This is a genomic window from Vibrio sp. 10N.261.52.C11, assembly GCF_041471405.1.
In the GTDB taxonomy this organism is placed as follows: domain Bacteria; phylum Pseudomonadota; class Gammaproteobacteria; order Enterobacterales; family Vibrionaceae; genus Vibrio; species Vibrio crassostreae_C.
Genome location: NZ_JBFROI010000046.1, coordinates 17,891 through 42,880 on the forward strand (window position 1 = coordinate 17,891; position 24,990 = coordinate 42,880).

General features: G+C 40.8%; 20 protein-coding genes and 3 pseudogenes. 14 read left to right on the plus strand and 9 right to left on the minus strand.

What is annotated here, in order from left to right:
• The first annotated feature begins 3 nt into the window (after window positions 1-3).
• From AB4323_RS17555 to AB4323_RS17565, 3 genes are read left to right on the plus strand one after another with little or no spacing between them, the layout of a single operon-like run.
• Complete coding sequence (locus tag AB4323_RS17555) at window positions 4-783, plus strand: hypothetical protein (RefSeq protein ID WP_016800128.1); 780 nt, start codon at window positions 4-6, stop codon at window positions 781-783.
• Window positions 780-2,054 carry an opine metallophore biosynthesis dehydrogenase gene (locus AB4323_RS17560; protein WP_017100974.1) on the plus strand — a complete coding sequence of 425 codons (1,275 nt, stop codon included), beginning with the start codon at window positions 780-782 and terminating at the stop codon, window positions 2,052-2,054. The genes AB4323_RS17555 and AB4323_RS17560 overlap by 4 nt, the downstream gene beginning before the upstream one ends.
• A gap of 11 nt (window positions 2,055-2,065) precedes the next feature.
• On the plus strand, window positions 2,066-2,911 hold the full coding sequence (locus AB4323_RS17565; protein ID WP_016800130.1) for a DMT family transporter: 846 nt from the start codon (window positions 2,066-2,068) through the stop codon (window positions 2,909-2,911).
• Between the two features lie 99 nt (window positions 2,912-3,010).
• Here the strand turns inward: AB4323_RS17565 and AB4323_RS17570 are convergent, their stop codons facing one another.
• Window positions 3,011-3,931, minus strand: coding sequence for an IS5 family transposase (locus tag AB4323_RS17570; RefSeq protein ID WP_372152992.1), 921 nt, complete (start codon window positions 3,929-3,931; stop codon window positions 3,011-3,013).
• Between the two features lie 1,503 nt (window positions 3,932-5,434).
• On the opposite strand from AB4323_RS17570, the gene AB4323_RS17575 reads away from it, so the two are divergent.
• From AB4323_RS17575 to AB4323_RS17590, 4 genes and pseudogenes are all read left to right on the plus strand, one after another.
• Entirely contained in the window at window positions 5,435-6,496 is a 1,062-nt protein-coding gene (locus AB4323_RS17575; RefSeq protein ID WP_229648408.1) for a hypothetical protein, read from the plus strand.
• 15 nt (window positions 6,497-6,511) lie between these two features.
• On the plus strand, window positions 6,512-10,354 hold the full coding sequence (locus AB4323_RS17580) for a hypothetical protein (protein ID WP_229648407.1): 3,843 nt from the start codon (window positions 6,512-6,514) through the stop codon (window positions 10,352-10,354).
• A gap of 34 nt (window positions 10,355-10,388) precedes the next feature.
• The gene (locus tag AB4323_RS17585) at window positions 10,389-11,657 is read left to right on the plus strand and encodes an RHS repeat-associated core domain-containing protein (protein WP_016800081.1); all 1,269 of its coding nucleotides are present in this window, start codon (window positions 10,389-10,391) and stop codon (window positions 11,655-11,657) included.
• A 568-nt stretch (window positions 11,658-12,225) separates the two neighbouring features.
• Window positions 12,226-12,567, plus strand: a pseudogene (locus AB4323_RS17590) (recombinase family protein); the annotation flags it as partial.
• Window positions 12,568-12,603: 36 nt separating this feature from the next.
• Here the strand turns inward: AB4323_RS17590 and AB4323_RS17595 are convergent.
• Together AB4323_RS17595 and AB4323_RS17600 are read right to left on the minus strand one after the other, a co-directional pair.
• Window positions 12,604-12,906, minus strand: a pseudogene (locus AB4323_RS17595) (type II toxin-antitoxin system RelE/ParE family toxin).
• A complete protein-coding gene (locus tag AB4323_RS17600) occupies window positions 12,906-13,166 on the minus strand; it encodes a type II toxin-antitoxin system Phd/YefM family antitoxin (RefSeq protein WP_069592240.1) in 261 nt (86 codons plus the stop codon). Before AB4323_RS17600 ends, AB4323_RS17595 begins: the two are co-directional and overlap by 1 nt.
• A 210-nt stretch (window positions 13,167-13,376) precedes the next feature.
• Here AB4323_RS17600 and AB4323_RS17605 point away from each other — a divergent pair.
• The 3 genes and pseudogenes from AB4323_RS17605 (at window position 13,377) to AB4323_RS17615 (ending at window position 14,850) form a co-directional block, all read left to right on the plus strand.
• A pseudogene (locus tag AB4323_RS17605) lies at window positions 13,377-13,826 on the plus strand (recombinase family protein).
• A gap of 287 nt (window positions 13,827-14,113) precedes the next feature.
• The gene (locus AB4323_RS17610; protein WP_102258025.1) at window positions 14,114-14,326 is read left to right on the plus strand and encodes a cold-shock protein; all 213 of its coding nucleotides are present in this window, start codon (window positions 14,114-14,116) and stop codon (window positions 14,324-14,326) included.
• A gap of 314 nt (window positions 14,327-14,640) precedes the next feature.
• Window positions 14,641-14,850 carry a hypothetical protein gene (locus AB4323_RS17615; protein ID WP_016800083.1) on the plus strand — a complete coding sequence of 70 codons (210 nt, stop codon included), beginning with the start codon at window positions 14,641-14,643 and terminating at the stop codon, window positions 14,848-14,850.
• Between the two features lie 285 nt (window positions 14,851-15,135).
• On the opposite strand, the gene AB4323_RS17620 is transcribed toward AB4323_RS17615, so the two are convergent.
• Window positions 15,136-15,393: a hypothetical protein gene (locus AB4323_RS17620; protein ID WP_016800084.1), complete on the minus strand. Its 258-nt coding sequence runs from the start codon at window positions 15,391-15,393 to the stop codon at window positions 15,136-15,138.
• A 175-nt stretch (window positions 15,394-15,568) separates the two neighbouring features.
• Between AB4323_RS17620 and AB4323_RS17625 the strand changes: the two genes are divergently transcribed.
• Window positions 15,569-16,204 (plus strand): recombinase family protein, encoded by a 636-nt coding sequence (locus AB4323_RS17625; protein WP_017103703.1) that lies wholly within the window; start codon window positions 15,569-15,571, stop codon window positions 16,202-16,204.
• Between the two features lie 135 nt (window positions 16,205-16,339).
• Here AB4323_RS17625 and AB4323_RS17630 read toward each other — a convergent pair whose 3' ends face one another.
• The 3 genes from AB4323_RS17630 to AB4323_RS17640 form a co-directional block, all read right to left on the minus strand.
• Window positions 16,340-17,263 carry an Rpn family recombination-promoting nuclease/putative transposase gene (locus AB4323_RS17630; RefSeq protein WP_102421439.1) on the minus strand — a complete coding sequence of 308 codons (924 nt, stop codon included), beginning with the start codon at window positions 17,261-17,263 and terminating at the stop codon, window positions 16,340-16,342.
• A 409-nt stretch (window positions 17,264-17,672) separates the two neighbouring features.
• Window positions 17,673-18,527: an EamA family transporter gene (locus AB4323_RS17635; protein WP_016800581.1), complete on the minus strand. Its 855-nt coding sequence runs from the start codon at window positions 18,525-18,527 to the stop codon at window positions 17,673-17,675.
• Window positions 18,524-19,123 carry a class I SAM-dependent methyltransferase gene (locus tag AB4323_RS17640; RefSeq protein WP_371997471.1) on the minus strand — a complete coding sequence of 200 codons (600 nt, stop codon included), beginning with the start codon at window positions 19,121-19,123 and terminating at the stop codon, window positions 18,524-18,526. The genes AB4323_RS17635 and AB4323_RS17640 overlap by 4 nt, the downstream gene beginning before the upstream one ends.
• Before the next feature lie 511 nt (window positions 19,124-19,634).
• On the opposite strand from AB4323_RS17640, the gene AB4323_RS17645 reads away from it, so the two are divergent.
• Window positions 19,635-20,420 carry a hypothetical protein gene (locus tag AB4323_RS17645; RefSeq protein WP_102561499.1) on the plus strand — a complete coding sequence of 262 codons (786 nt, stop codon included), beginning with the start codon at window positions 19,635-19,637 and terminating at the stop codon, window positions 20,418-20,420.
• A 603-nt stretch (window positions 20,421-21,023) separates the two neighbouring features.
• On the opposite strand, the gene AB4323_RS17650 is transcribed toward AB4323_RS17645, so the two are convergent.
• Both AB4323_RS17650 and AB4323_RS17655 read right to left on the minus strand, forming a co-directional pair.
• Window positions 21,024-22,028 carry an AbrB family transcriptional regulator gene (locus AB4323_RS17650; RefSeq protein WP_371997469.1) on the minus strand — a complete coding sequence of 335 codons (1,005 nt, stop codon included), beginning with the start codon at window positions 22,026-22,028 and terminating at the stop codon, window positions 21,024-21,026.
• A 537-nt stretch (window positions 22,029-22,565) separates the two neighbouring features.
• A complete protein-coding gene (locus AB4323_RS17655; protein ID WP_017101218.1) occupies window positions 22,566-22,754 on the minus strand; it encodes a hypothetical protein in 189 nt (62 codons plus the stop codon).
• Between the two features lie 775 nt (window positions 22,755-23,529).
• On the opposite strand from AB4323_RS17655, the gene AB4323_RS17660 reads away from it, so the two are divergent.
• Together AB4323_RS17660 and AB4323_RS17665 are read left to right on the plus strand one after the other, a co-directional pair.
• The gene (locus AB4323_RS17660) at window positions 23,530-24,120 is read left to right on the plus strand and encodes a phage integrase central domain-containing protein (protein ID WP_229648402.1); all 591 of its coding nucleotides are present in this window, start codon (window positions 23,530-23,532) and stop codon (window positions 24,118-24,120) included.
• Window positions 24,062-24,835 carry a site-specific integrase gene (locus AB4323_RS17665; protein ID WP_241909576.1) on the plus strand — a complete coding sequence of 258 codons (774 nt, stop codon included), beginning with the start codon at window positions 24,062-24,064 and terminating at the stop codon, window positions 24,833-24,835. The genes AB4323_RS17660 and AB4323_RS17665 overlap by 59 nt, the downstream gene beginning before the upstream one ends.
• The last annotated feature ends 155 nt before the right edge of the window (window positions 24,836-24,990 follow it).

The following is a 24,990-nucleotide window of genomic DNA, read 5'->3' on the forward strand; positions in this document are numbered from 1 at the left end:
CTTATGGCAATGAATAAAAGGCAATATCACTTATTAGTTTCTCTATCCACGTTTGAATCTCAAATTCAAACCCTGACTCATTACAGCCTTGAAAATTGTGAATGTTTTGTCCTTTTGCAAGAAAAAATTGATGAGTTTTGCGCTTGGATTTTGCAAGAAAATTTTAAAACCATTAGCGATGATTTTGATATGACCCCTGAGTACGATCGTTTAATCAAGCAGCTTCGTGAAACTGCTGTAAAAGCTCTGTGTTTATTGGAAAAACATCAGTCTCAGTGTGCCAGAGAGCATCAAATCGACATCAGCGAATATTTATACCAACTTTCTGAAAACACAAAAATTGAACTAAAAAAAGCAGGAATTGAAAGCAACTCTCGAGTCCTGTTTATTGGCTCAGGGTCCTATCCGGTTTCTGCTTTCACTATATCTCAGAGCACAGGCGCTCTCGTGCACGGTATAGATCTTGATGAGCAGGCAGTGAAAATGGCCAACCAACTCAACTTGTCAACCACTTTTAGCTGCAAAGATCTAATCACTGAGTTTGCCTCTTTCCGGCCAACTCATGTTGTAGTAGCCTCTTTAGTGGAACATAAATGGGAACAACTCAGACAGCTTAGACCTCATCTTAACCACTCTCACCGAGTATTAGTTCGATTCGGTAATGGTTTAAAGTCCGCCTTCAATTACCCTTTCAACCCAAACCTAATGGATGGGTGGGAAACACAACAGATCCATAACGATGCAGCGATATATGACACCGTCTTGATGGAGCGCGCAAAATGACTCTTTCATTAGGAAAAGTGTTAATCGTTGGCACAGGGCCAGCCGCATTTCAGACAGCAAAAATCATCAGAAACCAGTGCGAGCAACTTGGGTTAGTAAACCGCTCATCAGAGCGCTGGCAGCCGATGTTCGAAAGCTTACACAACGAACGTATTGCGCATATTTTCGCTGCCAAATCCTCTTTGAAGCGAATGGCTGGGCAGGTGATATTTGATGCGGTTTTTGAAGATTTACGCGATGTAAGCGGACAATGGGATACGTTGGTTCTGGGCACCCCATCTCATGCTTATTCAGCGGTTCTATTGGCTTTACCTAAATCGTGTTTGAGTTCCACAAAAATAGTAGTCCTCATTTCATCCTTATTTGGTGGGCACCGGATTGTAAAAGGCTTGTTTTCAGAACTGAATTTAACCCCCAACGTACTGATATTTTCCAATTACTTTGCGGCCACTAAATTTATAACGGAACAAGCTGGCGTTCGTGTCCTTACCAAAGCGGTTAAAAAACGTATTTATGCTTACTCAAGTAAAGAAAAATGCCCTGTCCTAGAGCTACTGACTCAAACTTTAGCGGATATCGGTGTTGAAGTTGTCGAGTTGGAAAATGGGTTTAGCGTAGAAGGACGAAACATTACCTCTTTCGTTCATCCCGCATTTTTTATGACCCCTTTCTCGCTCAATCATATCTTAAGTGAGACGAGAGAAGTTAAGTACATGTACAAACTTTTCCCTGAGGGACCGATCACAACCGAAACCATCCACATTTTGGTTGAGCTATGGCGCGATATATCAAGATTGATACTTCACTTTAACGGAACACCATTTAACTTGTTACAATTTCTCAATGATGACAACTACCCTGTGCATCCAGAAACCATTCGTCGTCGTCAAATTGAGCAGTTTATGTCGCTCACTCCAATAGCGCAGGAATATTTGGTTTACGTACGATACAGCGCGATTCTGATCGATCCTTTTTCTAAGCCGGATGAAAATGGGTGCTACTTCAACTTCTCTGCCGTGCCCTATGCCAAAGGTAAGGTGGAAAAAGGCAAGTTGTCTTTACCTCGAATACCTAAAGAAGATATACAGAATCTTTACTGGCTTCAAGTCTTAGGCAGAGCGCATGGGATTGCATTACCGAGCGTTAACCGTGTGCTAGGTATATTCGAATCTTGGTTAAGTAGCTCTCAACTCCCTCACCATTTGATTGAAGAGTCCCGCACTCAAGCGCACCAATACCTTGGTTGGGTGCGTCTATCATACGACCTTTAAAGAAACCCATCATGAACAACGGTGTAGCGTTAACTATATTTTCTGCGTTCATTTTTAGTGTCATGAACGCACTTATTAAAGCGGCCAGTTTGACGATTCCAAGCTCTGAAATTGTCTTCTTCCGAAGCGCAATAGGAACCGTTCTGATTTTAGGTTTAATGTGGAAAGCGAGTATCAGGTTTTCTACCACGGGCATACCAATGCTTTTGCTTCGTGGCCTGTTTGGGGCGTTTTATCTGCTCGCTTTTGTGTACGCGATTACCCACATGCCGCTAGCGGACGCCGTGATTTTGGCTTACCTGTCCCCGTTCTTCGTTATATTACTTTCCAACCTAATTTTGGGAGAAAAAGCCCCTAAAAAAGTAGCATTCCTTTTTCCGCTCACTTTGGTTGGAGTTACCTTAATTGTAAATCCATTTAGCTTCGACACATTTAATTTGTATGCCCTCTCAGGGGTGGCGAGTGCTTTTTTTGCGGCGGCTGCCTCTATCACTATTCGCCACCTGAGTAAGAGGCACCATATTTACGAGATTGTGTTTTATTTTCTTTTCACTTCGATGTTGGTATCCGGTTACTTGATGAGGGATGAGTTTGTGGTTCCACAGGGAATTGCGTGGATTTATCTAATTGCCATTGGTCTTGTTTCGCTCATTGGGCAAATTTTCCTAACAAAGGCATTCAGTCATGAAAACGCCGCTGTAGTTGCAGTCACCCGCTATATCGGCTTGGTCTTCAATATACTTTGGGGGGTTATTTTTTGGTATGAAATCCCTAGTTGGATGAGCACATGTGGCGTTCTTATAATAATAACAACATCTATTTCCCTCTCGCTAAAGAAAAAAAATATTATTCAATGATCTGAGTACCACCTAGAAAACAAACTAATCAAAGAGAGTAGGGAAGGCTTTGTTGCGTAATTAAATTTAGAGATAGATGCACCCCGTTTCGCATACTTTTTAGTCAATACGACAAGTTTCAGGCATACCTAACCCAGTAAGCTTGTTCAACGCTTTTATCATCGCGTAAGTTTCACCTACCTGTGAATTGTAATTTCTTAAGCTCAGTTGCCCTCCTAGCAACTGTTTAACTCGATACATCGCTGTTTCTGAGAGTGAACGTTTGTGGTATCCATACCGCTCTTTCCAATACTTATTTGAGCCGTATAACTTCTGGCAACCCACTGCGAGATTTCGAGGATGACCACGCTCCAAGAAGGCAGCCCCTTCTCTTGGGGGAATAAGCGCAACGGCTCGCTTAATCTTAATAGCAGCGTGACATGCTCTCGTGTCGTAAGTACCATCACCAGACACCTCAAGGATACTTCGGCGTGTTTGTTTCAGTAAGTTCGAGAGTACTTCCCCATCTCTAACCGTCGATAAACTTAGCTCGGCTGCAATAATTACATGAGTGCTTGTATCGACGGCAATATGAAGCTTTCGCCAGACTCTACGCTTGCCATCTGTCCCGTGTTTTTTGACTTTCCATTCACCTTCGCCATAAACCTTTAGGCCAGTCGCATCAATGGCTAGGTGCTGTATCGCTCCTTTCGTTTTTGTCTTAAATGAGACCTCAACTTGCTTTGCTCTACGACTGATGCAGGTGTAATGCGGACAGCTTAATGGAACATGGGCCAGTCTAAATATCGAGTTGATAAATCCTTGTAACGCTCTCAGTGGCATAGAAAACACGCGTTTCACCATGAGTGCTGTCGTGATAGCTAAATCACTGAATCGACGTGGCCTACCGCGCTTATTCTGTTTGCTTTGCGCCCACCCGCTAATCGCCTCTTCATCAATCCAAAAGGTCAGAGAGCCACGGTTAATGAGTGATTGGTTGTATTGCTGCCAGTTGGTTGTTTTGTAACGAGGTTTAGGCATAGAGCTACGAGTGAGAGTGGAGGTAGCTGATCAGATCGTAGGTTCTTGATTTAGTTCTATTGAATTACGCAACAAAGCCTATCGGCATAGCCTGCAGGCTTTTGAATGGCGAGGAAGTAGATATAGCCAGAGAGTTTTTCGTTACAGCTGGTACGCACAGATTTGAGTCGGTTGAAACTGTTATAGCTATAAAGCGTATAACAAAAAAGCGTATAACAAAGCTCTACATTTAAAGTCTCATATGCACCGCAAGCATGGTGTCACGCTGAATCCTAAAAAGGACATCAAGCCACTACTTGCAGTTGCCAAGAAATCGCGTAAATACCAATGGTTGAAGTAATATGATTCAATCGCCTTCCAGCAATCTGTGCTTAATCTTCACCAAGGCTTTAATAACTTCTTTAATCCGAAGTAGAAAGCGAAGTAGAAACGCGACAGAGGCTCCTTCGGGGCGAGTCCAATACACGGCAGAGGGACGAGCCTAATACTTAGTGGGAGAATCTGCTAGTTCTATGCCAGAGGAAGACATAAGTCGTAATCGAGTGAGTGTTACCACCCAACCCTCAGATTTCTTCTTTTCGAATCAGGGCAGGTAAAGCTCTCTCTAAACTTGGGGCCAGTTCAATTAGCCCGCTTGGGGTTTTCCGACCTAGAATTAGGTTTAATTATGCCGAAAAGTTATGCAAAAAGGAGCGTATGATTTGCCTTTTGCCGTTGTAGAAGACTAAGAGCTATAAAGTTTATCACGTCTGACGTAGGCTAAGGTCGCCCTTTCACGAATTAAGGAGGGCGTTAAAGGGAGAGGTTCTAGGCGGGATCGGCGAAGTTAAGGTGAACACCGTAACAATCTGAGCATGTGTGAATGCCAAATCAAGTGATGTGTTCTGCTGGGGTTCTGAGCAAAATAGGAAAAAGAAAAAAACGACATATGAGATCGTTGATGGTTACTGTCATGGAAGCTGGCCGGGAGCAACTAATGAGAAAATAAAACACTGCTCTCAACGGATCTTGTGGGACTTCCCTTTCGATATCAACCTCTAATCCATCAAGTAACGAGCTTAAAACCTAAAGAACATGAGTACTGCTGAGGACATTTTTCTGTTGAGATGTAACCAGTTCCGCTATTGGCATGCAAGATTCCCAAATCGTCTACTAATTAGATGGAGGATGAATTTTTCGGGGAAATGTGTTCAATACCCCAATCAGCTGTAAATCGTAGAACGATTAACAAGGATGCCGTGTTCGGCCAACGTATAACTTAGATTGGCAGAGCTCAAAGTCGTAGAGGCATACCAGCGAACACACCAAAGAAGGAGGTTAGGGCGAAGTTTTGCCATTTGAACTCAAAGTTGGCCAGAGGGCGGGATTCGTTAAAACTCTCTTCTGTATATACATTATTACTGCGCTTTTCTAAATTTTTCATTATAAATTATAAATTAATTATTATAAAAATAATGATTAAATATATATTTTATCATTGTGGTCAAATATGGGATATAATATATGAAATTTCTAAAAACAAATTCATTTAAAAAACTATGTTTACTCGCTTTTTTATTTAATATTAATAGCGCTTTTTGCTCTTCCACTGGACCTAGAGAGGAACCTTTTTCGAGGCTTTATCTTGAAGGCACCTATGTGAATTTATCGCCAAATTCTAAAATATACGCCAATAATAGAATGCAGGCCGAAATTGAAATTTATTATCAGTTGAAATCTAATTACACGTTTGACAATGCAAGTCTCAAAAAACTCTATACGGCGGAAACGATTGACTCGCTCTCCGTCTCAGATTCTCACAGCGGGTATGTATTAGATATCAGGCTTGAGGATGGAAGTAACCGAAACAGACGAAGAGAAGGCTATAGGAGTGTTTCTAAGTTTGTTTCAGGTAACCGTGCAGATGTTTATCATCTGTGTGTCCAAGCGACGGCCACCAATAATATCACTGGTGAATCTCTTACCCAAAATACTTGTAATGGAACCACAAACAAATCTTCTGCCATCGTCGAATTGTTGACCCCAAGAACCTTTACCAGTTCAGATTTTACCTACGAAACAAGCAATAGCGGATGGAGTGATGGGGCCATTCTTCATCTCAATAAGTATAAGCCTAACAATTTTACGCTCCAGAAAGTTTGGCAAGAAGGGGGGCTGAGATTTAATAATGACCACCATAGGTTGCTGGGGACTTATAGCAACAGCCAGTCCTCTTCCGCCTTATACTGGATATATGATACAGATGCTGGCCATATCAACATACCATTTTCAACTACCTATGACACTGGCTGGAAAGACCGGGTTGTCTATGGCGATCTCAATACAGATGAGGCCATTATATTCGTCAGCTCATTTGGGCGCGGTATTTACAGCAGCAACTCTGCTAACATCTCTAAAGCATTTCCTCCCTATGACTGGAACCAAAGTATTAGTCCTGATGGAAAAATAGTGTATTTCGAAGATAAATTTGGCAATAGAGGATACTTTAGTTTTTCAAGAACTAGCTACAATGATTATTTCGAGGAAGGGTACTATTTAAGAAGAATACATAGTGAACATAATTAATAGGTGATTAATAAAATGTCTTTTTTATCGAATGCACATAACTTCTCAATTATTAATAATTCAGGTGTCGATCCTAGGACTGGGGCTTATATATGTTCAATAAGGCTCGCTGATTTTATATCACATAAAACCGTAGGTTCTCCCATTTCCTTGGTATTAAACTATCGTGCCGAAAGTGTTCGAGATGAAGGGTTTGGGAGAGGCTGGCTTCTTTCTTTCAGTCGTTTTGACAAAGAAGATAGTATTATTTACCTGAGCTCAGGACAAAATTATAAAGCGATTTATAATCATCAGACTAATGAATATAAACTCCCATACAGAAAAATTAAAGATATTAAGTTACTCTATTCTCTCAGTAATAATGAAATTAATGTTATCTATAAAAGTGGGATTGTAGAATCGATAGACTATGAAACGGGAGCCTTGAAAAAGATCACCTCCATCCAAGGCTTGGAAACAACATTCCACTATAGAGAGAGTGACCAAACTAGCAAATTGTGGAAAATAACGGATGGCTCAGGAAGAGAATTACGGATAGATTATTGGTCTGAAGACTTAAAAACAACGGTCACACAGGTTGTAGGTGGAGAAACCTATCAAACACTGGTTGTTGATAAAGAAAGCAATGGTATTTATAAAAGATTAACAACGCTTCATTTACCTGATGACGAGTCGAATATCACTTTTGAGTACGAATACCTGAGTAATATTAACTATGATCTCCTGACAGTCTTTTCTCATCCCAGTGGCCTGAAAGAAATCCTCACTTACCAAAATGAAGGGCACAGCTTTCCGAGCGGTGGGCCGGTCAGTAAAGTCCCTTATGTGACTATGCATCGATTTGTCGCTGGGAATAATCAACCTGACCGAGTAACAAACTATACTTATTCAGATAAAAACTATCTCGGTTTTGCTAGTGAAGCCGCGTTCGTCAATGGAGAAGATACTCTATTCAAATCTAGGAGTGACTATGAGTATAGTAGTGTCGAGAAAATAAATAGCACGCAATCCATAACACGGTCTTATAATAAATATCATTTACAAAAATCTATAGAATATCGCCACAATGAGGTTCTTTACAGAAAAGAAGAGTACGTTTATTACGCGGAGATAAATACCAGTATTGAGCATCAACCAGCCAATTACTCATTTCTGAAGGAAAAACATGAAACTCACTATGAAGATTCTGATTCTAGAACGTTTGTCCATAAGTATCAGTACGATGATTATGGGAATCAAACCTTAATTCGAGAGATAAATGGTGATCAAACGAAGCGAGTCTATTACACCTCTTCAGGAGAGGGTCAAGCATGCCCTCCAGAGCCTAATGGGTTTGTTGCCTTCCTGCAGGAAGAAACTTTCCAGCCAGCTTCCTCTATTACTAGTCATGAACAAGAGAGGAAAAGTGTCTTCACCTACCAATCCTTACCCCGCATCGGAGGAGGCAACTTTGTCGTCCTTAAACATGAAGAGAGCTCTCTGAGTCGTGTAGATTATGTTTACTTTAACAATGTTGAAGAGCTTACTCATGGTCAATTACAAAAAACCTCTACTTTTATCAATGATTTTGTTTCACGAAAGGACTTGTCGTACCGTTATACCGACCAAGATGTTGAAATTACAAGCGCACTAACAACACATGATAATTTAGTCGTTACCACCCAAGTCAAGCATGATTTAAAGAGTGGTGAAGCCGTTCAGTGGGTCGATAGTGAAGGAGTTATCTCAAGTTGTCGATACGATCTTCTTGGTAGGCGGACTCGAGAGATAAAGGCGGAAGGGACGGATTATGAAGCGGTAGTGAAGTATGTCTATCGTGTTGGTGATGGGCTCAATCAATTGAAGAGCATAGAGCCTACCGGTATCCAAAGCGTCGAAGACTACAACAATGCAGGCAAGGTCATTAAGACAAAACGAAGTGATCTTAATGGTCAACTCATCGTGTTGAGTGAACTCAGCTATAACAGCCTGGGTCAATTGATTGAGCAGCAAGAATTTGATAACTTTTCGACCAGTTCTTCAATGGTAACTAACTACGAATACGATGCCAGAGGCAACCTTAGTAAAATCACCCACCCAGAGGGAAGGATAGAAGTCATCAAGCAAAACCCCGTCAAGATGACTATAAACTATTCGATACAAGGTTTGCTTTCAGAAATTCGTTCTTTTGATTTAATGGGTAACTTATTAACAAAGGAGCTGCTCAACAGTCATGGGAAACGGTTAGCGTTTTTCCAGAATACTTATGATGCCTTAGGCAACTTGGTGTCGAGCACAGACCAGAAAAGTCATACTGTTGAATACACCTATGATACCGCAGACCGAGTTGTTTCAACACGTCAAATCTACGATGGTGAAACGCTTGAAATATCAAAAAAATACGTCCGTTACAGCCATGATCTTTTGCCTGTTGAAACCAGTGTTAATAATAAAACCATTGGGATTAGGGTGTATGACGGGCTATCTCGCATGGTATCTGAAGTGTCGAGTTCTGGAACTGAAAAACAGTCTTTTAGCGGGGCTTCTCCAATTCCCACGAGGGTTGTTATGGCGGATGGTAATGAACTCGAGATAACGTACAATAAGTATTTGAAGAAAGCCACGGCCTATAATGTTTCAGGCAACGAAGCGTTGAATGTCACCTATCACTACGACGCAAAATCTGGTCATCTAGTACGTGCAGAGAATAAAAATCTCATCAGTGCTTATGTGTACTTTAAAGATGGGATGACGAGAGAGGAGATGGCGTTTTTCCCCAATACGTCTGTTAGACTTTTTAGCTTTGAACAATATCACCTTTCAGGCAGGCTGGATTTTAAGCACGATTATTTTGGTAACGTCGTTAGATACAGCTATGACCGCTACGGAAGAATGTTTTATATCGAATATATTAAGCAAGATTCGAATAATGAGAGTGTCCATACATTCAGCACTTTAAATTATGATCACTATAGTCGCTTGGTCGGATGTGATACTTATAGGGGAAATGATCACCTTCAAATTAAACTAGAATTAAACGATGTCGGACTAGAAACGAAAAGAAGTGTTCATCTAAACTCTCAATTACAGTTTTCTTTGCAACAAGTTTATAACGATGAACTTCAAATCAGCCTAAAGACACTCGAAAGAGACAACAAAACAACGGTTGAAAAAATGTCATACGATGATTTCCATCGACTAGTTGATTATCAGTGTGATGGCTTTGAACACCCCAAAGATACATTTGGCAACAAAATCATTCGACAGCAATATAGTTATGACTTGTACGGCAATATAACCAAACTTATCACGTTTTTTTCAGACGGTACCGACAATATTTGTACATATACTTATGATACTGATGACGTGGTGCGTCTTACGTCAATCTCTAATACCCACATTAGCTACTCTGAATCGGCTAACTTAACTTATGACACATCAGGAAACATAACTAAAGATGAGCGGGGGGCGCTTTATCATTATGACGCTCTTGGTCAATTGAATTCAACTTCTCTGCCTATTAACAACAAGTCTTATCAATTCGAATACGACGCTCAAGGGCGTGTAGTGGCGCAAATTGGGCAAGACGAACCCAAGATGGAGCTTTATTATCAAGGTGACCAGATAGTCAACGAATTATACGATGGATGGCACACTTGTTACCATAACGTGGGTGGTTTATGGACGGACCGTACTATTTCTTCGTACCTCAAGTTTAATATCAGCCCTTCAAATTATGATACCTCGGTGCATCTTGCTGAACATCAATACTTACTAGGAAACGCCCAACATAGTGCTATCGCTACTCTAACCTCACACCATGGCGATGATACTATTTCGACAGAATACAAAATGTACACCCCCTATGGACAAGGTTGAGGTGAAGGCGTGATTTATAGAGGAAATGTTTATCATGAATAAGAATTATGGTTCATCCGGTGTTAATCAAAGATATATAGATCTATCAAAAAGAACTTTTATCAAGTATTCCACCTCATTGGCTGCTTTATCCCCGTTTATTTACTTTACTCCAAGATTTCTCTTAGCTGGCGAAGCCTTTAAATCAAAATTTGAATCTTCAGGGTTAATTGTGCCTGTTAAATTTTCTCAGAGTCGGTTAGGTTTTAATGGCGAACGTGAGATTAGCGACATTGGTTCAGGGCTATATCATTTAGGCAATGGTTTTCGGATTTATAGTTCAGGTTTGACTCGCTTCCATTCTGCAGATGTGTTGAGTCCTTTTGGAGAGGGAGGGAGTAACTCCTATAGCTATTGTTTTGGCGATCCTGTGAATTTGCGTGATCCCAGCGGAAAGTTTGCGATATCCAGTTTAATTATAGGGGCGATTGTAGGGGCAATTCTAGGGGCGGGCATCTCCGCAACTGCAGAAGGAATTCGGGCGATAGTGACGGATACGCATTTTGAATGGGAACAAGTTGGGATTGGGGCCGCACTTGGCTTTATCTCAGGAGGATTTGGCGCGGCAGCAACGGGAGCAAAAACCAGTGTACAAGTGGGCCTCGCGATTGCTGATGCTTCTGTGTCAAGTGCAGTTAGCTTTGGTCTTGAATTGGCGACTGGCTCAAGTGCCAAAGATGCCGCTTTAAATGCGGGAATTGGGGCGGTAATAGGCCTTGTAACGTTTGGGGCAGGAAGAGGGATCGGGGTGGCTCGTAGCAGAAGAGCATTGATGGCTACACGACGCCAAGCGATGGAGATGGTTGAGTTAAGACATTGGTCCCCTCTTGAAGATCTCACGACCATAACAAGGCAGCGCTCACCAGGTTATCAAAGAACAGCAGCTATCTACAGGAGCGCCGACGATTATGTCTACAGCCATGGGGGGATTGGGTTAACCATGACGCCAGATGGTTTTAAAACAGCTGGACGGCTTGCGGAGTATCTACCAGAGGGCGCGCGAAGCGTTCAGAGGTTTAATTTGCAAACCTGTTTCGGGGCGACCGGAGGAAGCATGTTTTCTCAAGGGCAGGCTTTAGCCAATCATCTAAATACTAGAGTGGTTGCTTGGCCAGGTAACTACGTCCGCAACCTACCCGCAACTTCAGGGAGAGTGTTCAGACCTCAAGCCCCTGCATTAGCCAGGGTGACCAATAGCTTCAATACCGCGGCTGGTAACCTGAATAAACTCGTCATTTATGGTAGGAATCCGTCTTGGTTATGATAGTTAGAATGACAGTAATTTTTAACTAATGTGCTTTTTTACAAAAAATCTAGAGGTAAGTTGGTGGGGATAGGGGTTGTTGCCAAATTTGGGTAAAAGTAAAAAACTTCTGTCTGGCCTTTTGCCGAGTCCCGTCCTATGGCTAACTTTTAGTTCAAATGGAAACATAATATTCTCCCAGTTTGGTTGTTTATTTCATTATTGTAGCGGATTACTACAGGTGGATGCCGGCATTGCAACTGAGCTTGAAGCAGCAGCGAGTGAGAGCGTCCGGTTATTGGTTCTTTATCATCGAGGGGGAGTTCACGCTCAAGCGATAATGTAACACTCTTCTTGTCTGGGCCTTCATTAGTATTAGAAGTGCTTATCTCACTGGCATATGACACTTTTAACATTGAAGGTTGCAACCCGATCGCTGTCGCATTCGCAATGAGCAACCCAGGCTCGGTATCACCTTGTTGAACAAAACCAGCAGAACGGGCTGGTAGGAGTAACTCTAACTCGAGGGGCGAGTCGTTGGGGATGATGCTTAAAATCGGTGTGCTTGGCTGCCCACTTTGGCTTGATAGGCAAGATAAAATGGCGACCACTTAAGTTAGGTGTGTTAGTAGAGGGGATGACGAGCGGAGATTGCATTGTGTTTGCTGAAGTCAGTCGAATTGCACGTTCAACGTTACAAGTACTAGAGGTACTCGAAGTGTGCATGAAAAAGAAAATTAATGTCTATATTGCAAAGGAAAACTTACAGTTATATGGCTCGAGGCAATCTCATATCACCGCTAAGGTGCTAGGAATTGCGGCAGAAATCGAGCGTGAGTTGATCTCGCTGAGAACGAAGGAAGCGCTCGCCGCCAGAAAGAAAAACGGAATGATTCTCGGAAGACTGAAGGGCCAAGCCGAGAGGGTGAAGCGCCGAGTACGCTGCGTGACTATATGAAGCTAAGGGTTAAGAGAGTTGTGAAAAGTGCTTGGCGGGAGACATGTGCTTACCAAAAACGGCTGCAATAATGAGGAGCTCTTGTTTTCGAATGTAGTAAATCACATGGTGCTTCAAAGGAAAGCGGAAGTAGTCTTGGCCCAACTCTGAAACTTCTATGCCGATCAACTTATTGCTAGTCAGTAATTCCATTGATTACTTTAGTTCTGAAAAGTAAGTGGTCCATTGTGTTTGCCCCCATCGCTCTAATGTATAGCGACGAATATCAATGAGATCAGACTGCGCTGCATAAGAAAGCTTATATTGCGTCATTAATCAAATTTACCTTGGTCAAGTGCATTCATGAAATCGTCACCGTCGACTAGGTTATCTGATAGAACATCGGCCTCTGCTTGTTCGAAGCGCGATTTCACCACCATCAATTTCAGGGCTTCAAGTTGCTCATATTCTTCACAAGACATCATCACCGCAACCGGTGAACCGTTCTTATTGATTTGTACGGGTTCACGTTGAGCCTTCATTAGTAAATCGCCAAATTTAGTTTTAGCTGTATTAGCAGTAAGTGATTGCATAATATTCTCCTTTTCGTTCATTATAAACGAATCGAACGCTTTAACTGATTTGTATGATTTTAGTTATACGGTTAATCCAATGGCGTGTCCATAAAGGTGTAATTTAGTGGATACGACTTGTTACCCCTCTCAGAACTGTCCAGTTAGTCTTTTAAATGTATATGTACACTTAATTAAAACTATCTTAATGTTCACTTTAGGGTTCATTTCATGAAAATTGGCTATGTCCGTGTCAGTATTCAAGACCAAACGCTCGACGTTCAACTTGAACAGGTTAAAGCTATAGGTTATGAAAAATTCACCAAGAGCAAGCGAGGGGGGGGGAATCCCCAGAGAGAGAACTGCTTAACCTGTTGCTGGACTTTGCGAGGGAAGGGGATGTTATTCACGTTACTAAAGTCGACCGTATTTTGATCGTAATACCATTGATGCTTTGCAAATTGCTGAGCAGCTAGCGAGAAAGAAAGCCGGTTTGGTCTTTCATTACTTGGGCGATTTGGATATTAACAGTGATGTGGGCAAGAGCGCGCGCTCAGAAGGGAGGCACCTCTAAGACGCTCACCAACTCATTCAAGAGATTGCAAACCAAGGCATGAATAAACTGAGCTCAGTAAAGAGTTAGGGTGTAGTCGGACGACTGTTTATAAGGTCTCGGGATAAAAGTGTAGGTGAATTTGTAAAAAATCGTATTTTGCAGGGCAGCAGGAAGATATATGTTAACTTCAAATTAAACCTTTACAAAAACGAGATAATGGATAATAATGTCATCGCTCTGTTGTTCAGAGTTATTAAATGAAACATCAAGTTGTAAAAGTAAAACCCTCAGAATTCCTCGTTATTGTTGTTTTCCTCAGTGTTTCCCTTAGCTTCATAGATACATTAAATAATTCCAGCTCTCAGCGCATCGCATTTTGCGATTAATTTTTATCTTATATAAGGGACACAATATGTCTAACAAAACAAATGGCGTAGTAAAATGGTTTAACGAAGAGAAAGGTTTTGGTTTTCTAACTCAAGACAACGGCGGTGCTGACGTATTCGTTCACTTCCGTGCTATCGCATCTGAAGGTTTCAAGACTCTTAAAGAAGGCCAACAAGTGTCTTTCGAAGTAGAGCAAGGCCAAAAAGGTCTTCAAGCTGCAAACGTTGTAGCTGCATAAGATTTTAAGTAGGCGCGAGCGGAGATACCGCTTGCGTCACTTCCCCCCATCTTAGAGTACTTATTTATAACTCCCCACGAAAATATCCAATATTCTCCCAATACTTTTTGTATTTGTCGTTACGTTTCTTATTTACTTCGTTTTTATAAATAAAATTATTAATATATCTCAATAGTAGTATCTCTAAAAGACTGCTAGCTTCGTTATATCTAACGAAAATAAATAAGGATCAACCATGTCTCGAACAACAGGCCGTAAACTTTTTTGGTTTCAACAACAAAAGAAAAAAACGATAAATAATAAATAGGAATAGTATGAAGATCACATTTAATTTATTTAAAGATAACCTCTCTTGGGGTGGGATTATTCACCAACTTAATGGTGATGTTTTAAGGCGCCACGTGTTAGTGAGCGGAAACGTGGATGATATGAATATTAAATTTTCATACTGCGAAACGACTTTAACAGGCAGCATTACTGATCAACATGATTGTGTACTTGGTGATTTTAGTATTTTGGCTTAAATCTAAAGCACAGGCTTGTAATTAAGCTTACTAATAATTGATTACACAGTTGTCCGACTGAACCCTAACTCTTTGTTGATTGTGTGCTTGATATCTTGCTCCGTAGGCTATTGACTACTTTGGTAAAGCGGCTTGTTAGGAAATCGGTCGACATGCATTCCTCGGCTCGTAATCGCCCCCTGATTCCATTGTAATACAGCAAGATGCGCTTCTTCATATTTCAGCGGAGGCGGAAATTGTGGTGTAAATGACTCTATATACACCTCTATTTATAAACCCTAGCCCTTAAAGTGCTTTATCAAATACTTCGGGCGTAATGTTAATATACCAATCTAAATTTACTTTCTTGCGCCTGATTAGCCCTCGCTCCTCAATAATTTCACAAGATACGCGGAAGTTGTTTGGAGGGACCTCTCTCCTAAGAAGTTGGTTAATAGCATGGTTGACCACCGTAGACTTACCTTCTTTGACTCCCTTCACGAATCCCTTTGCCAAACAACTTAATATCTCTTTTTGGATTTGGCTGAGTCTTTGATTTCTCATTTCATATTTTTATTATTCCTTGTAGCAATGATTAAACTTTAAATTTGAGAAGGAGGGTATGTTGTTTGGGTATACCTTATTGTCACTAGTTGAAAATTGCACCTAACCATTAAATGTCATAATATAAATGACATACCTATTTAGATCATAACCTAAAAGTCACTTAATCAAAATTATGTACATATTTGGATACTTAAGAGCATCAACTATCGAACAAGATGCAGAAAGAGCAAAAAAGACCTTATCAGAATTTGTTGAACAAAAAGGACTTCGTATTGCTGCTTGGTATGTTGAGCAAGAATCTGGCGCTTCGTTGCAAAGACCTAAATTACTGCAATTATTAAGTGATGCTAAAAAAGGGGATTTGATCATGATTGAGCAGATTGATCGACTCTCTCGTCTAAATGAATCTAGTTGGTCTAAATTGAAAGAAATGCTGTACGAGAAGGAATTGAAAGTCATTAGCTTGGATTTACCAACTAGTCACATCGCCATGGCTCCTGAAATATCCGATGAGTTCACGAATTCGATGATTAAAGCGATCAATAACATGATGATGGATATGCTCGCGGCGATTTCTCGTAAAGATTACGAAGATCGACGTCGACGCCAAAAGGAAGGCATAGATAAAGCTAAGACAATGGGCAAGTATCGAGGAAGAAGGCCCGATTTAGAGTTGCACGAACAAATCTACAAACTTCGAGTTCTTAAGGAGATGAGCATCAATGAAACAGCTAAGTTTGTGGGAGTGTCACCACGAACGGTCGTTCGTGTCGTCAAAAGAATGAGAGTTGAGCGTAACGAGAGCTAGGCATGTCTCACATCAAGTTGGTCCGGAATCGAGCAATTTTATAGCAGAAAGCGAAGTGATAGCGCTATTCGTGAGGGTTGTCTTCGTAAAGCAGGAGCCTCGCCCTTAAACTAGCAAGGCTTTATACTTTCTCGGCTAATGAGAAAGTTGTGCTAGTTCGTCTTTATTCAATCCTGTGACATCCATAATGGCTTCCTGATCTAGACCATTAAGCATCATCTTGCGCGCCATCTCCTTGAGGGCTTCTTGGCGTCCTTCTTGGCGTCCTTCTTGGCGTCCTTCTTGGCGGCCACGTTGCTCGCCTTGTTGGCGCAATTGTTCTGCAATAGTCATAAGTGTGTCCTCGTGTTTCGGTACTGATGAGGCTAGTGACGTAATTAACGCCTCTAGGTTGTTCGTTTCACCCACTTGGAGTAAGTAGCTCATCAATGACTGTACTTGCTTATCTGTAGTGTAATCGGTTAAGAGCAATGTGACCAGAGGCTCAAAGAAATCCATGATATCCCGATGCCTTGCGTGCTTTTGGACAAGCTCAAGCAATGCGATGCGGCGATGCTGCATTATCTCATCATCGGAGATGACCGTGACATCGACTAATGGAAAATCTTGAGTATAGAGCGCTTTAGCTATAAGAGGGTTAACGAACCCTTTTAACCAATTCATCTCATACGGGTAGGGTGAGACCTTACCATGGTAAAACTGCAACGGGATCACCAGAGGTAAACGCTCATGGCCAGCTTCAATATGTTGCTGCATGGCGGCGATAGCGTAACGCATTAGTCTGAATGCCATGTGTTTATCTGGTCGACTCTGGTGCTCGATTAACGCGTAGACGTAACCTTCCCCCTGAGACGTTGTAAGAGAATAAAGGACATCCGAATAGTAAGGCCGTAAACTTTCTTCAATAAAGCTGCCTGATTCGAGTTTTAGGGTCGTCAAATCACAGATTTCACGCAGCTCAGCAGGCAGGTGAATATCCAATAAGTCCTTAGCGGTTTCTGGATGAGTGAGAAACTGCTTAAAGAGGGCATCATGTGGGGTTGGCGTGGTCTTTTTCATTTTATTATCCTAACACCAAATGAGTTAAATCAGTATCACGATAGGGATTCTGCGCTAGCTTAATTTCTGCTCACGCATCAATTTAGATTATTTAATGTGATTCCCAAGGGAGGTTGACGGGGGAGTGTAAAATGAGAGCAGAGTGCAACAATAGTTAGCCACGCCTAACATTAAGTAGGCTTTCTAACAAAACTCTATTAATCGATTAGGTTTGTAGTAGAAAGCCCCTCTCAATTAGGCCTTTTTCTACAGCGAGATTTATATGCTATAAACGCTGTAACAACAATGGTTAATTGACTAACATGTATCGCTCGGGGATGTTTTAAAATCATCAAATTTTAAGATTAGGTTTTTTGGTGAAGTTTGTGTTTTGGGGAGTCACACTTGGAGTTCTGTAAATAAGTGTACGTTATGAAGCCAAAGTCAAAATACCAAGGGTAGCGAGTAAACAAGAGACTATTTTCGTTTTAAGGTTCGTGCGCTCTTTTAAAAAGAAGTAACCAAAAAGAATATCGAGGATGAAGGCTCCTTGGAATAAAACCATGACTAAACTAAAAGCGCTAGTGTTAAGCACTTTTAAGAGAAAATAGTAGCTTGCTGTTCCGCAAGTGGCTGTTATTACGGCGTTAAATAGAACTTTTTTGATTAACCTATAATGAACTTTAAATAGTAGAGGCGTCAAAAAAGCGGTTCCAGAAAAACCGATAAAAAGGATAACGCTAGTAGGTAAGTACAACGTAAGTACTTTATCAAAACCAATGGCTAGAGTGAGAAAGATTGGCGCGAGCCACGCGTGTAGATTGTTTGAAAAAAGAAGATTCATGTTGTTACTTGTGCTGATGAGCAGTGAAGCGACAAGTATCAGTATAACGCCAGTCATTTGAAGGAAAGTCAGTGTCTCATTTAAAAAGCTAACCCCGAACAGAGCACTCCAAATGATCTTTGTTTTAGAGATTATCGAGACAGAGCCTAATTCAATTGAAGCACGAGCCCTAAAGGTTGAGTACGCAAACCCAAGCCATGAGAAAACACTGAATATACTTAAAAGCAACAGCTCCCAAAGTTCACTTGTATTGTCGAATTTTGTAGGGATTTGTTCGATTTCGAAGATAACAAACAGAGCAGCCAGTAAACTGCATGTAATTTGATAGGCTATTAAATATTCATTACATAAAGGATTTTTCTTAAGAAAGACTCGTGAAATCCATTTGTCTAATGAACTTAAAGTCATAGCTAGAGCTAATATAGTGTAGGAACTTATCATTGTTTCTCAATGTGAATCGAGGTCTTGCGTTTTATGAGTTCAAATAGTTTTCGGTTATTGGGGCTACTCTCTTCTCCTTTAGTAATAGCAACGTGATTATAATCAGTTTCAATTTTAGCTATGAAATTTGGAATGACGCTTTGAAGCATGAGTAATTCGAAAATAAACTTACTTAAAGGAGTTCCAGGAAGTAACTCTTTATTTTGAAACTCGCCCGGCCAGTGCGCCCACCCCCAATCTTTTATGACGTATATCCCACCTGACTTTAGATAAGGGAATGATGTCAAGAAAGCGGATTTTGTTGGTTCATATAAATGGTTGTAATCATCAATAATTAGATCTACATTTTTTGTGGGGAAGTGTGATTCTAATATTTGAATGACCTTGTCTGTATGCTCTTGCTTTACTCCACAATAAGGCTCTATTACAGAGTGTGCTGAAGACCCCTTTCGGTATTGACTTAAGGCTGGATGCTCTTGGCGTTCGTCTATGCCTATGATGGAGTCAGGGGTGTAAATCTTATCGAGTAAAACGAGACTCGCCCCGTGATATACCCCAAACTCAATAATGTTTTTTGGACTCCCCCAAGAAACCAAATGAAATTCAACTTCGTCATCAATGGAGAAGTGTTCTTCATTATGCCAGCGTATTTTATCTCAAGGGTCATTATAACTATTCATACTTAGTATAGGCCTGATAATTTCCATAGCCTGCAATGCTACTGTATGTAAAGATTTGATATTAATTAATTATTAATTAATTATTAATATAGTTGATATTTTTAGTTTATTCTCCTTAGATCGTTTTACTTTATTTAACGCTTCTTTCGAAAATTCAAAGATAGAGGGAACATAATGGATAAGTCCGAGCTAATATTAAAGACCACTAAGGAATTAAAAGACATAGCTGAATCAGGGGCTAATAAAATTGCATTGGCCATGCAAGAAGCAAAAAAAGCTAATTACATAATTTAATCATTAAGGTCGCCTATATCACCGTAGTGACCGATAAATAATTAGTGGTGGTAATTATTTCCTATTGTTAGTATCGGGTTTATTCTTTTTAAAACATTTAATGACTTAACGCTCAATAGTGACCGAGGGATTCATGAAAAAGACTAAAAGAAATTTAACTCTCGCTTCTATTGTGATCGTAATTATAATTATGCACAGCCAAAGAAATACGAAACCAAATTTTACTTTCCCGGAGTGCGAAGAAGAAAGAAGCGTTAATTCCAATGTCACCTTTTATATTGATAATCAGATTGGTAACAAGGAAGAGTTAAAAGGCAGATTGCAAGAAGCGGTAAAGATGTCTAATACGATACTGTCTAACTCATGCATCCCTATAACTCGTGTGTTCAAGGATAGCCATTCTGTATCAATATCTCATGACAGTATGTCTATCTCCTCTGTGCATTCAGACCTAAAACAAGCAATCAGTTCTTCGAAGGTAAACTCGTTTTTAGACGCTCCAAAAGAGCAGTATGTTTTGGTTTTAAGTGATAATCATCCATTGGTCATCGAAGAGGAGATTAATGGGATGACAATGGTTAACTTGAACGACAGCTTTGTACTGCTTGCGGAGGACTTCCCGATTACCGTGCTAGAACATGAGCTAGGACATTTAGGGTGGGCAATGCATGAACGGCCTAACTCTGAAAGTGGAGACTTTTGGATCATGGAACAGGTCTTTGCTGCAAATAGAAGTAAAGTAAAACCTTATTCTGGAGCTTTTCATTGTTCTAACTACGGGACAGTCATGAGTTATTCTGAAAAGGTTGTCCCTGCTTATTCAAGCCCTCTGAGCAGCAACAACGGTGAACCATGTGGTAATGAAGAGTACGCGGACAATGCCAGAGTTATGCGCGAGTATGCGAAAACTTTGCAGTGAAGTGTCCACCTCTTCATCGTTAGAGCAGAGGTTGTTGAATGCTCCCCTAGTAAATGCACTGTATCAATATATTTTTTGTTCTGTAGTGGCTAAGTGAATTTGACCACTATTAGGGGTTTTGCTGTACCTAAAGTAATCCGTTAAATGCTAATTTAACAATACATATAACACGGAATTGTCCAGAGACGTGTTATGCCGCCATGCATTGGGACTGTGCTCTGGGTGTGCTCTGGGAAAAGATCGCCTTAGTGTTCACTTTTTGGGAGTGGTGTGATTACCGAAGGAGGTTGACGGTCTAAATAGAAATTAGATAGATTTACCGATGATGAATAATGTGTTCAAAGCAAAAAATGATGAGAGGATATTGTACTTCTCAAGCTTTATTGTTTCTGATGTTTTTAGATAGAAGCAGCGTAACTCCGCTCTTCAATACTACAAAGTACAGACTGGATACCGTTGAAGAACGGAAGTTCCAGTTGAATTTCTTTCAATAGGTAAATTAAATGCATTTAAGTGAAAAGAGCTTATTAGGAATGGAAAAAGCAAAAAACCAGTCTTAACTGAGGTTTTTTAATGAAACCAAGCCAACACCAATGTCCCATTTCATAATTGTCTCCGTAAATACTTATAAATATTGAAGCCGAGAGGGATAGAATGAAGCATTATCATGCGAATGATATGACTAAGCATTATTAATGCAGGCTCTAGTCCAAGATAAATGGCAGCGACAGTCATAGACTCCACACTGCCCGGAACCCACGACATCAAGAGTACGATGAACTCCTTATCAATTAGCTTGCTGAATATATATGCAAAAACAACTGTGACTGTAAGACTTAACGTTGTAGCAATAATCCCAGCTCGCGCATAAGAGAAGATATCTACAACGGTTATATCTTTTAGACGAATCCCAATTAATGCCCCTAGAGCGGATGTTGCAATAAAAACAAGCTCTGTCGGGACAAGAAAGTTGTATGACGGTAACTCAGAGTTCACAAACATAGTTGCTAACATCCCAGTCACCATATACGGTGCTGGAGTACCAATTTTATCGAGAAGCAAACCTGAAAAGTAGGCGAGGAAAAGTGGGAGAAGTATCCAAAGGTTGTCTAAGGAAATAGCCGGCCCAGGAACTGGTGAATTGTCCGCTGAGACAAGAAGAGCGGAAGCTATGATTAAGAAAATGAGTCGAACTGTGTGAGTGAAAATCACTTTACTAGAAGGTGAATTGTGATTTTCATTAATGACAAGAACCGAGGCCATCGCTCCCGGGACCGCCCCAAGTAGGCTTTCATATTTTGACCATTTCTCTCGCTTAGAAAGCCAGAGATACGAGGTGAGAACTTGTGCGGACATACAAAGGACGAGTCCCACAAAAAGTAATATCGGATAACCCTTGGAAAGAGTCTGCATAGGGACGATTGAGCCCACTGTGGCACCAAGGATTAACTGTACTCCGGTCAATGTGCTTTTGGGAAGAGCTAGAGTAAACCCTGTTTTTACCGTTAACAAAAGAGCAATCAGGGCACCGAACATTACACCTAGTGGTATCTCGAAATATGTAAATAAGAGCGAGCCAACCAAAGCTATGAATGAGGCTAGATACATGTTTTGGTTTCCCCTTTTTTTAGCTTGAAGGATGACAATAAAGTGGAGATTTGGTTATTAATCATATCTATGTTATTGACTATGTAAAAATCACCACAAGTTATCCGCCCAAGAGCATACAAGCCCATTTGAATATCACCAGTTTCTGACTTAGCAGGCTATCAAGTACCGGATTGCTTCTATCGAGTGAACGTTGTATTCCTGTAGCATTGATGATGAAATCAAAGAAGTACTCCTTTTCTATCTGTCTCTACACAATATTGACCATTGTCTAATCGTTGAGCAAAGTCACTGGCAAGGTAAGATGTATCAGTGCCCGGAATGGAAACCTGATGAGGAAGCTAGTTCCACCCTTGTAGGAGTGGAACTATGGTCGATAATTAAAATGGACAGCTCATATAATCCTGAAGGATTATCTTTTTGGGAGACATTTTGCAGACAGCAGCCTAATTGCCTCTAAAAATCAGTGCGCATGTAGTGCAACTAAACTTTGTGACACAACGAGTAAGACAAGAGTACGAAGAGATATTAATGATGTTAGTGGTCTTTATCATATATACCAATGTCTTTTTTTAAATGGTCAGAAAGGTGTCTCACATCGAGAGATGCATTTTTATTTTTTCCACTTTTAAAATTATACCTTTTAAATTTAATCCGCAGATAGCGTAAATAGTCTCTAAACTTCGATTTTTTTTGAATTGTTTTCACTGACTTTTCATTTTTCATAGCAACGCACTCTTTTTTATAAGAAAAACCATAATTTTAACGACCAAAATTAATTGAAATTAAGTATCTTTAAACCCAGAAGCTTCGTCTTCATGAGAAAGTTGATTTGATACTAATTATGTTTACTTTAGGGACTGCTGCTCCTTTTCTCTTCAGTGAAAATAGTTTTATTTGTCTTTCCATGAAGAATTCCCTTATTGTTTTGTTACTTATTGCCAGAGTAAGTAGATAGTTACTTATTATTTTATAAGTTAACACAAAGGCTAAGAGCTAATTATTTACATTTAATTTATATTCGTTAAGGGTTTATAATGAAAATCAGGATTAGATACTGTTCACGAAATGCCTCCAGTATATAAAAGGATATTTGATTGGTTTGATGCGATGGTGCGTTCTAGAATTTTTTCATTTCTAGCCTGTATTTTTGGGGTGAAAGTGCCCCTGTATAAGAGTAACTTGGCGTTAATGTAAAAACAGTGTGGTCAAATCTACACCCCAACCCCTTCCAATAGGGGCGTTTTTCATCGATAATTTAGCCTCTTAGTGAAAACAAAGACTAATTGGAAAGTGTTCCAAAAATGCCCCTGTATTTTCAATTTTTGACCACACCCTACGCCAGTATTGCCATTCAGTCGAAGGTGAACGTGATCGTGCTGAGTCGTCTTTTGGGGCATGCTGAAGCGGAAACGACGCTAAAGTATGCGCATTTGGGACGTGAGGACGTGTGTCAGGCGGCCTCTCATGTGTCGGGTGTACTCGTTAAGGGGATGCGCTCATGAAGTCACTGTTATTCACTTCTAAAGTGATTCAATCTCTTCATTCAAAAACTCGAACGTATACGGTGTGGGATACCAAAATTCCCGCGTTAGGGGTTAGAGTCTATGCCGATGATCGCCGTTTCTATGTGACTTATCTACCCATTCCCAATAAGACGTTAGCGGCCGTGGGACAATTCACCCTAAAACAAGCCAGACAACACGTGCAAGCTTTACAGTCTTCTTTTTTAGAAAAAGAGACGAAACCGATACGGTTAATTCGCTTTGATGCTTTGGTGAAAGAAGAATGGACGGATAAGGTCTGCAAGGGATGGAAACTGAGTACACAAGGGACAGCGTCGAGCGCCTTAAGAAGGCATTTGTTGCCCGAGTTTGGACGTTTTCCTGTCAGCCGTATTGATTCGTTTCATGTGCATCGTTGGTTTGATGAACTCAGCCAGAATTACGCAGGGGCTGCCAACCGTAATCTTGATGTGCTTCGTTCTATCTTCAAATATGCGGTGAAGCAAGGTTATTGCATGGAAAACCCTTGTGAGGGTCTCAAGCAAAGTCGCAAAAAAAAAGCTCAATCGTTTTTTGAGTTTGGATGAGTTAGCGCGATTGGATAAGGCATTAACTGTGGTCAGCCAGCAAGGTAATCTGGAAGCGTGCTGTTGTCAGGTGCTAAAACTGGTGCTGTTAACGGGGTGTCGAATTTCAGAGGTAACAGGCCTACAATGGTCTTTTGTTAAAGGCAGGGAGTGGCACTTGCCGGACAGCAAAACGGGTGCGAAGGTGGTGTATGTGGGCAAGGAAGCGCAGAAACTCCTTTCAGACATACCAAAGCAAGCATGGACACAGCGTAGCGAATCACACGATGATGTGTTTATGCCTTTGCGTCGTTTTGTGAGTCGGTCGACTAAGGTTAGTATGGTCTGGCAACAGGTGCGAGCCTTAGCCCATATCGAGGATGTTCGCATTCACGATTTGCGTCATACCTTTGCCAGTTATGCGGTGTTAGAGGGGTTCCCTATTCCGATGGTGTCGAAACTGTTGGGTCACACGCGTATTTCATCCACGCTTCGTTATGCTCACGTGGATGATGTGCAAGTATCGCAATCTGCTGAGGCGATAGGGGAAGTTATTAGTGGAATATTATCAGGCCAGCTTGTGAATAACCCTAAAACTCGAAAAGTGAGAGCCTCCAAACCTAAGCCGACGAAATCTCCCCCTAAACGCAGAGGAAGACCTATCAAAGTAATACCGGAACTGACCGAGAAGGAGGTTGAACGGTTTAGATATGAAGTGGATTTTTGGGAATGGTGATTAAAATATCTGTCGGAATAACATAAGTACATCAAATTTTAAGATTAGGTTTTTTGGTGAAGTTTGTGTTTTGGGGAGTCACACTTGGAGTTCTGTGAATAAGTGTACGCGAGAACTAACGCTTTTCTCTAAATATTAATTATTAATTATTAATT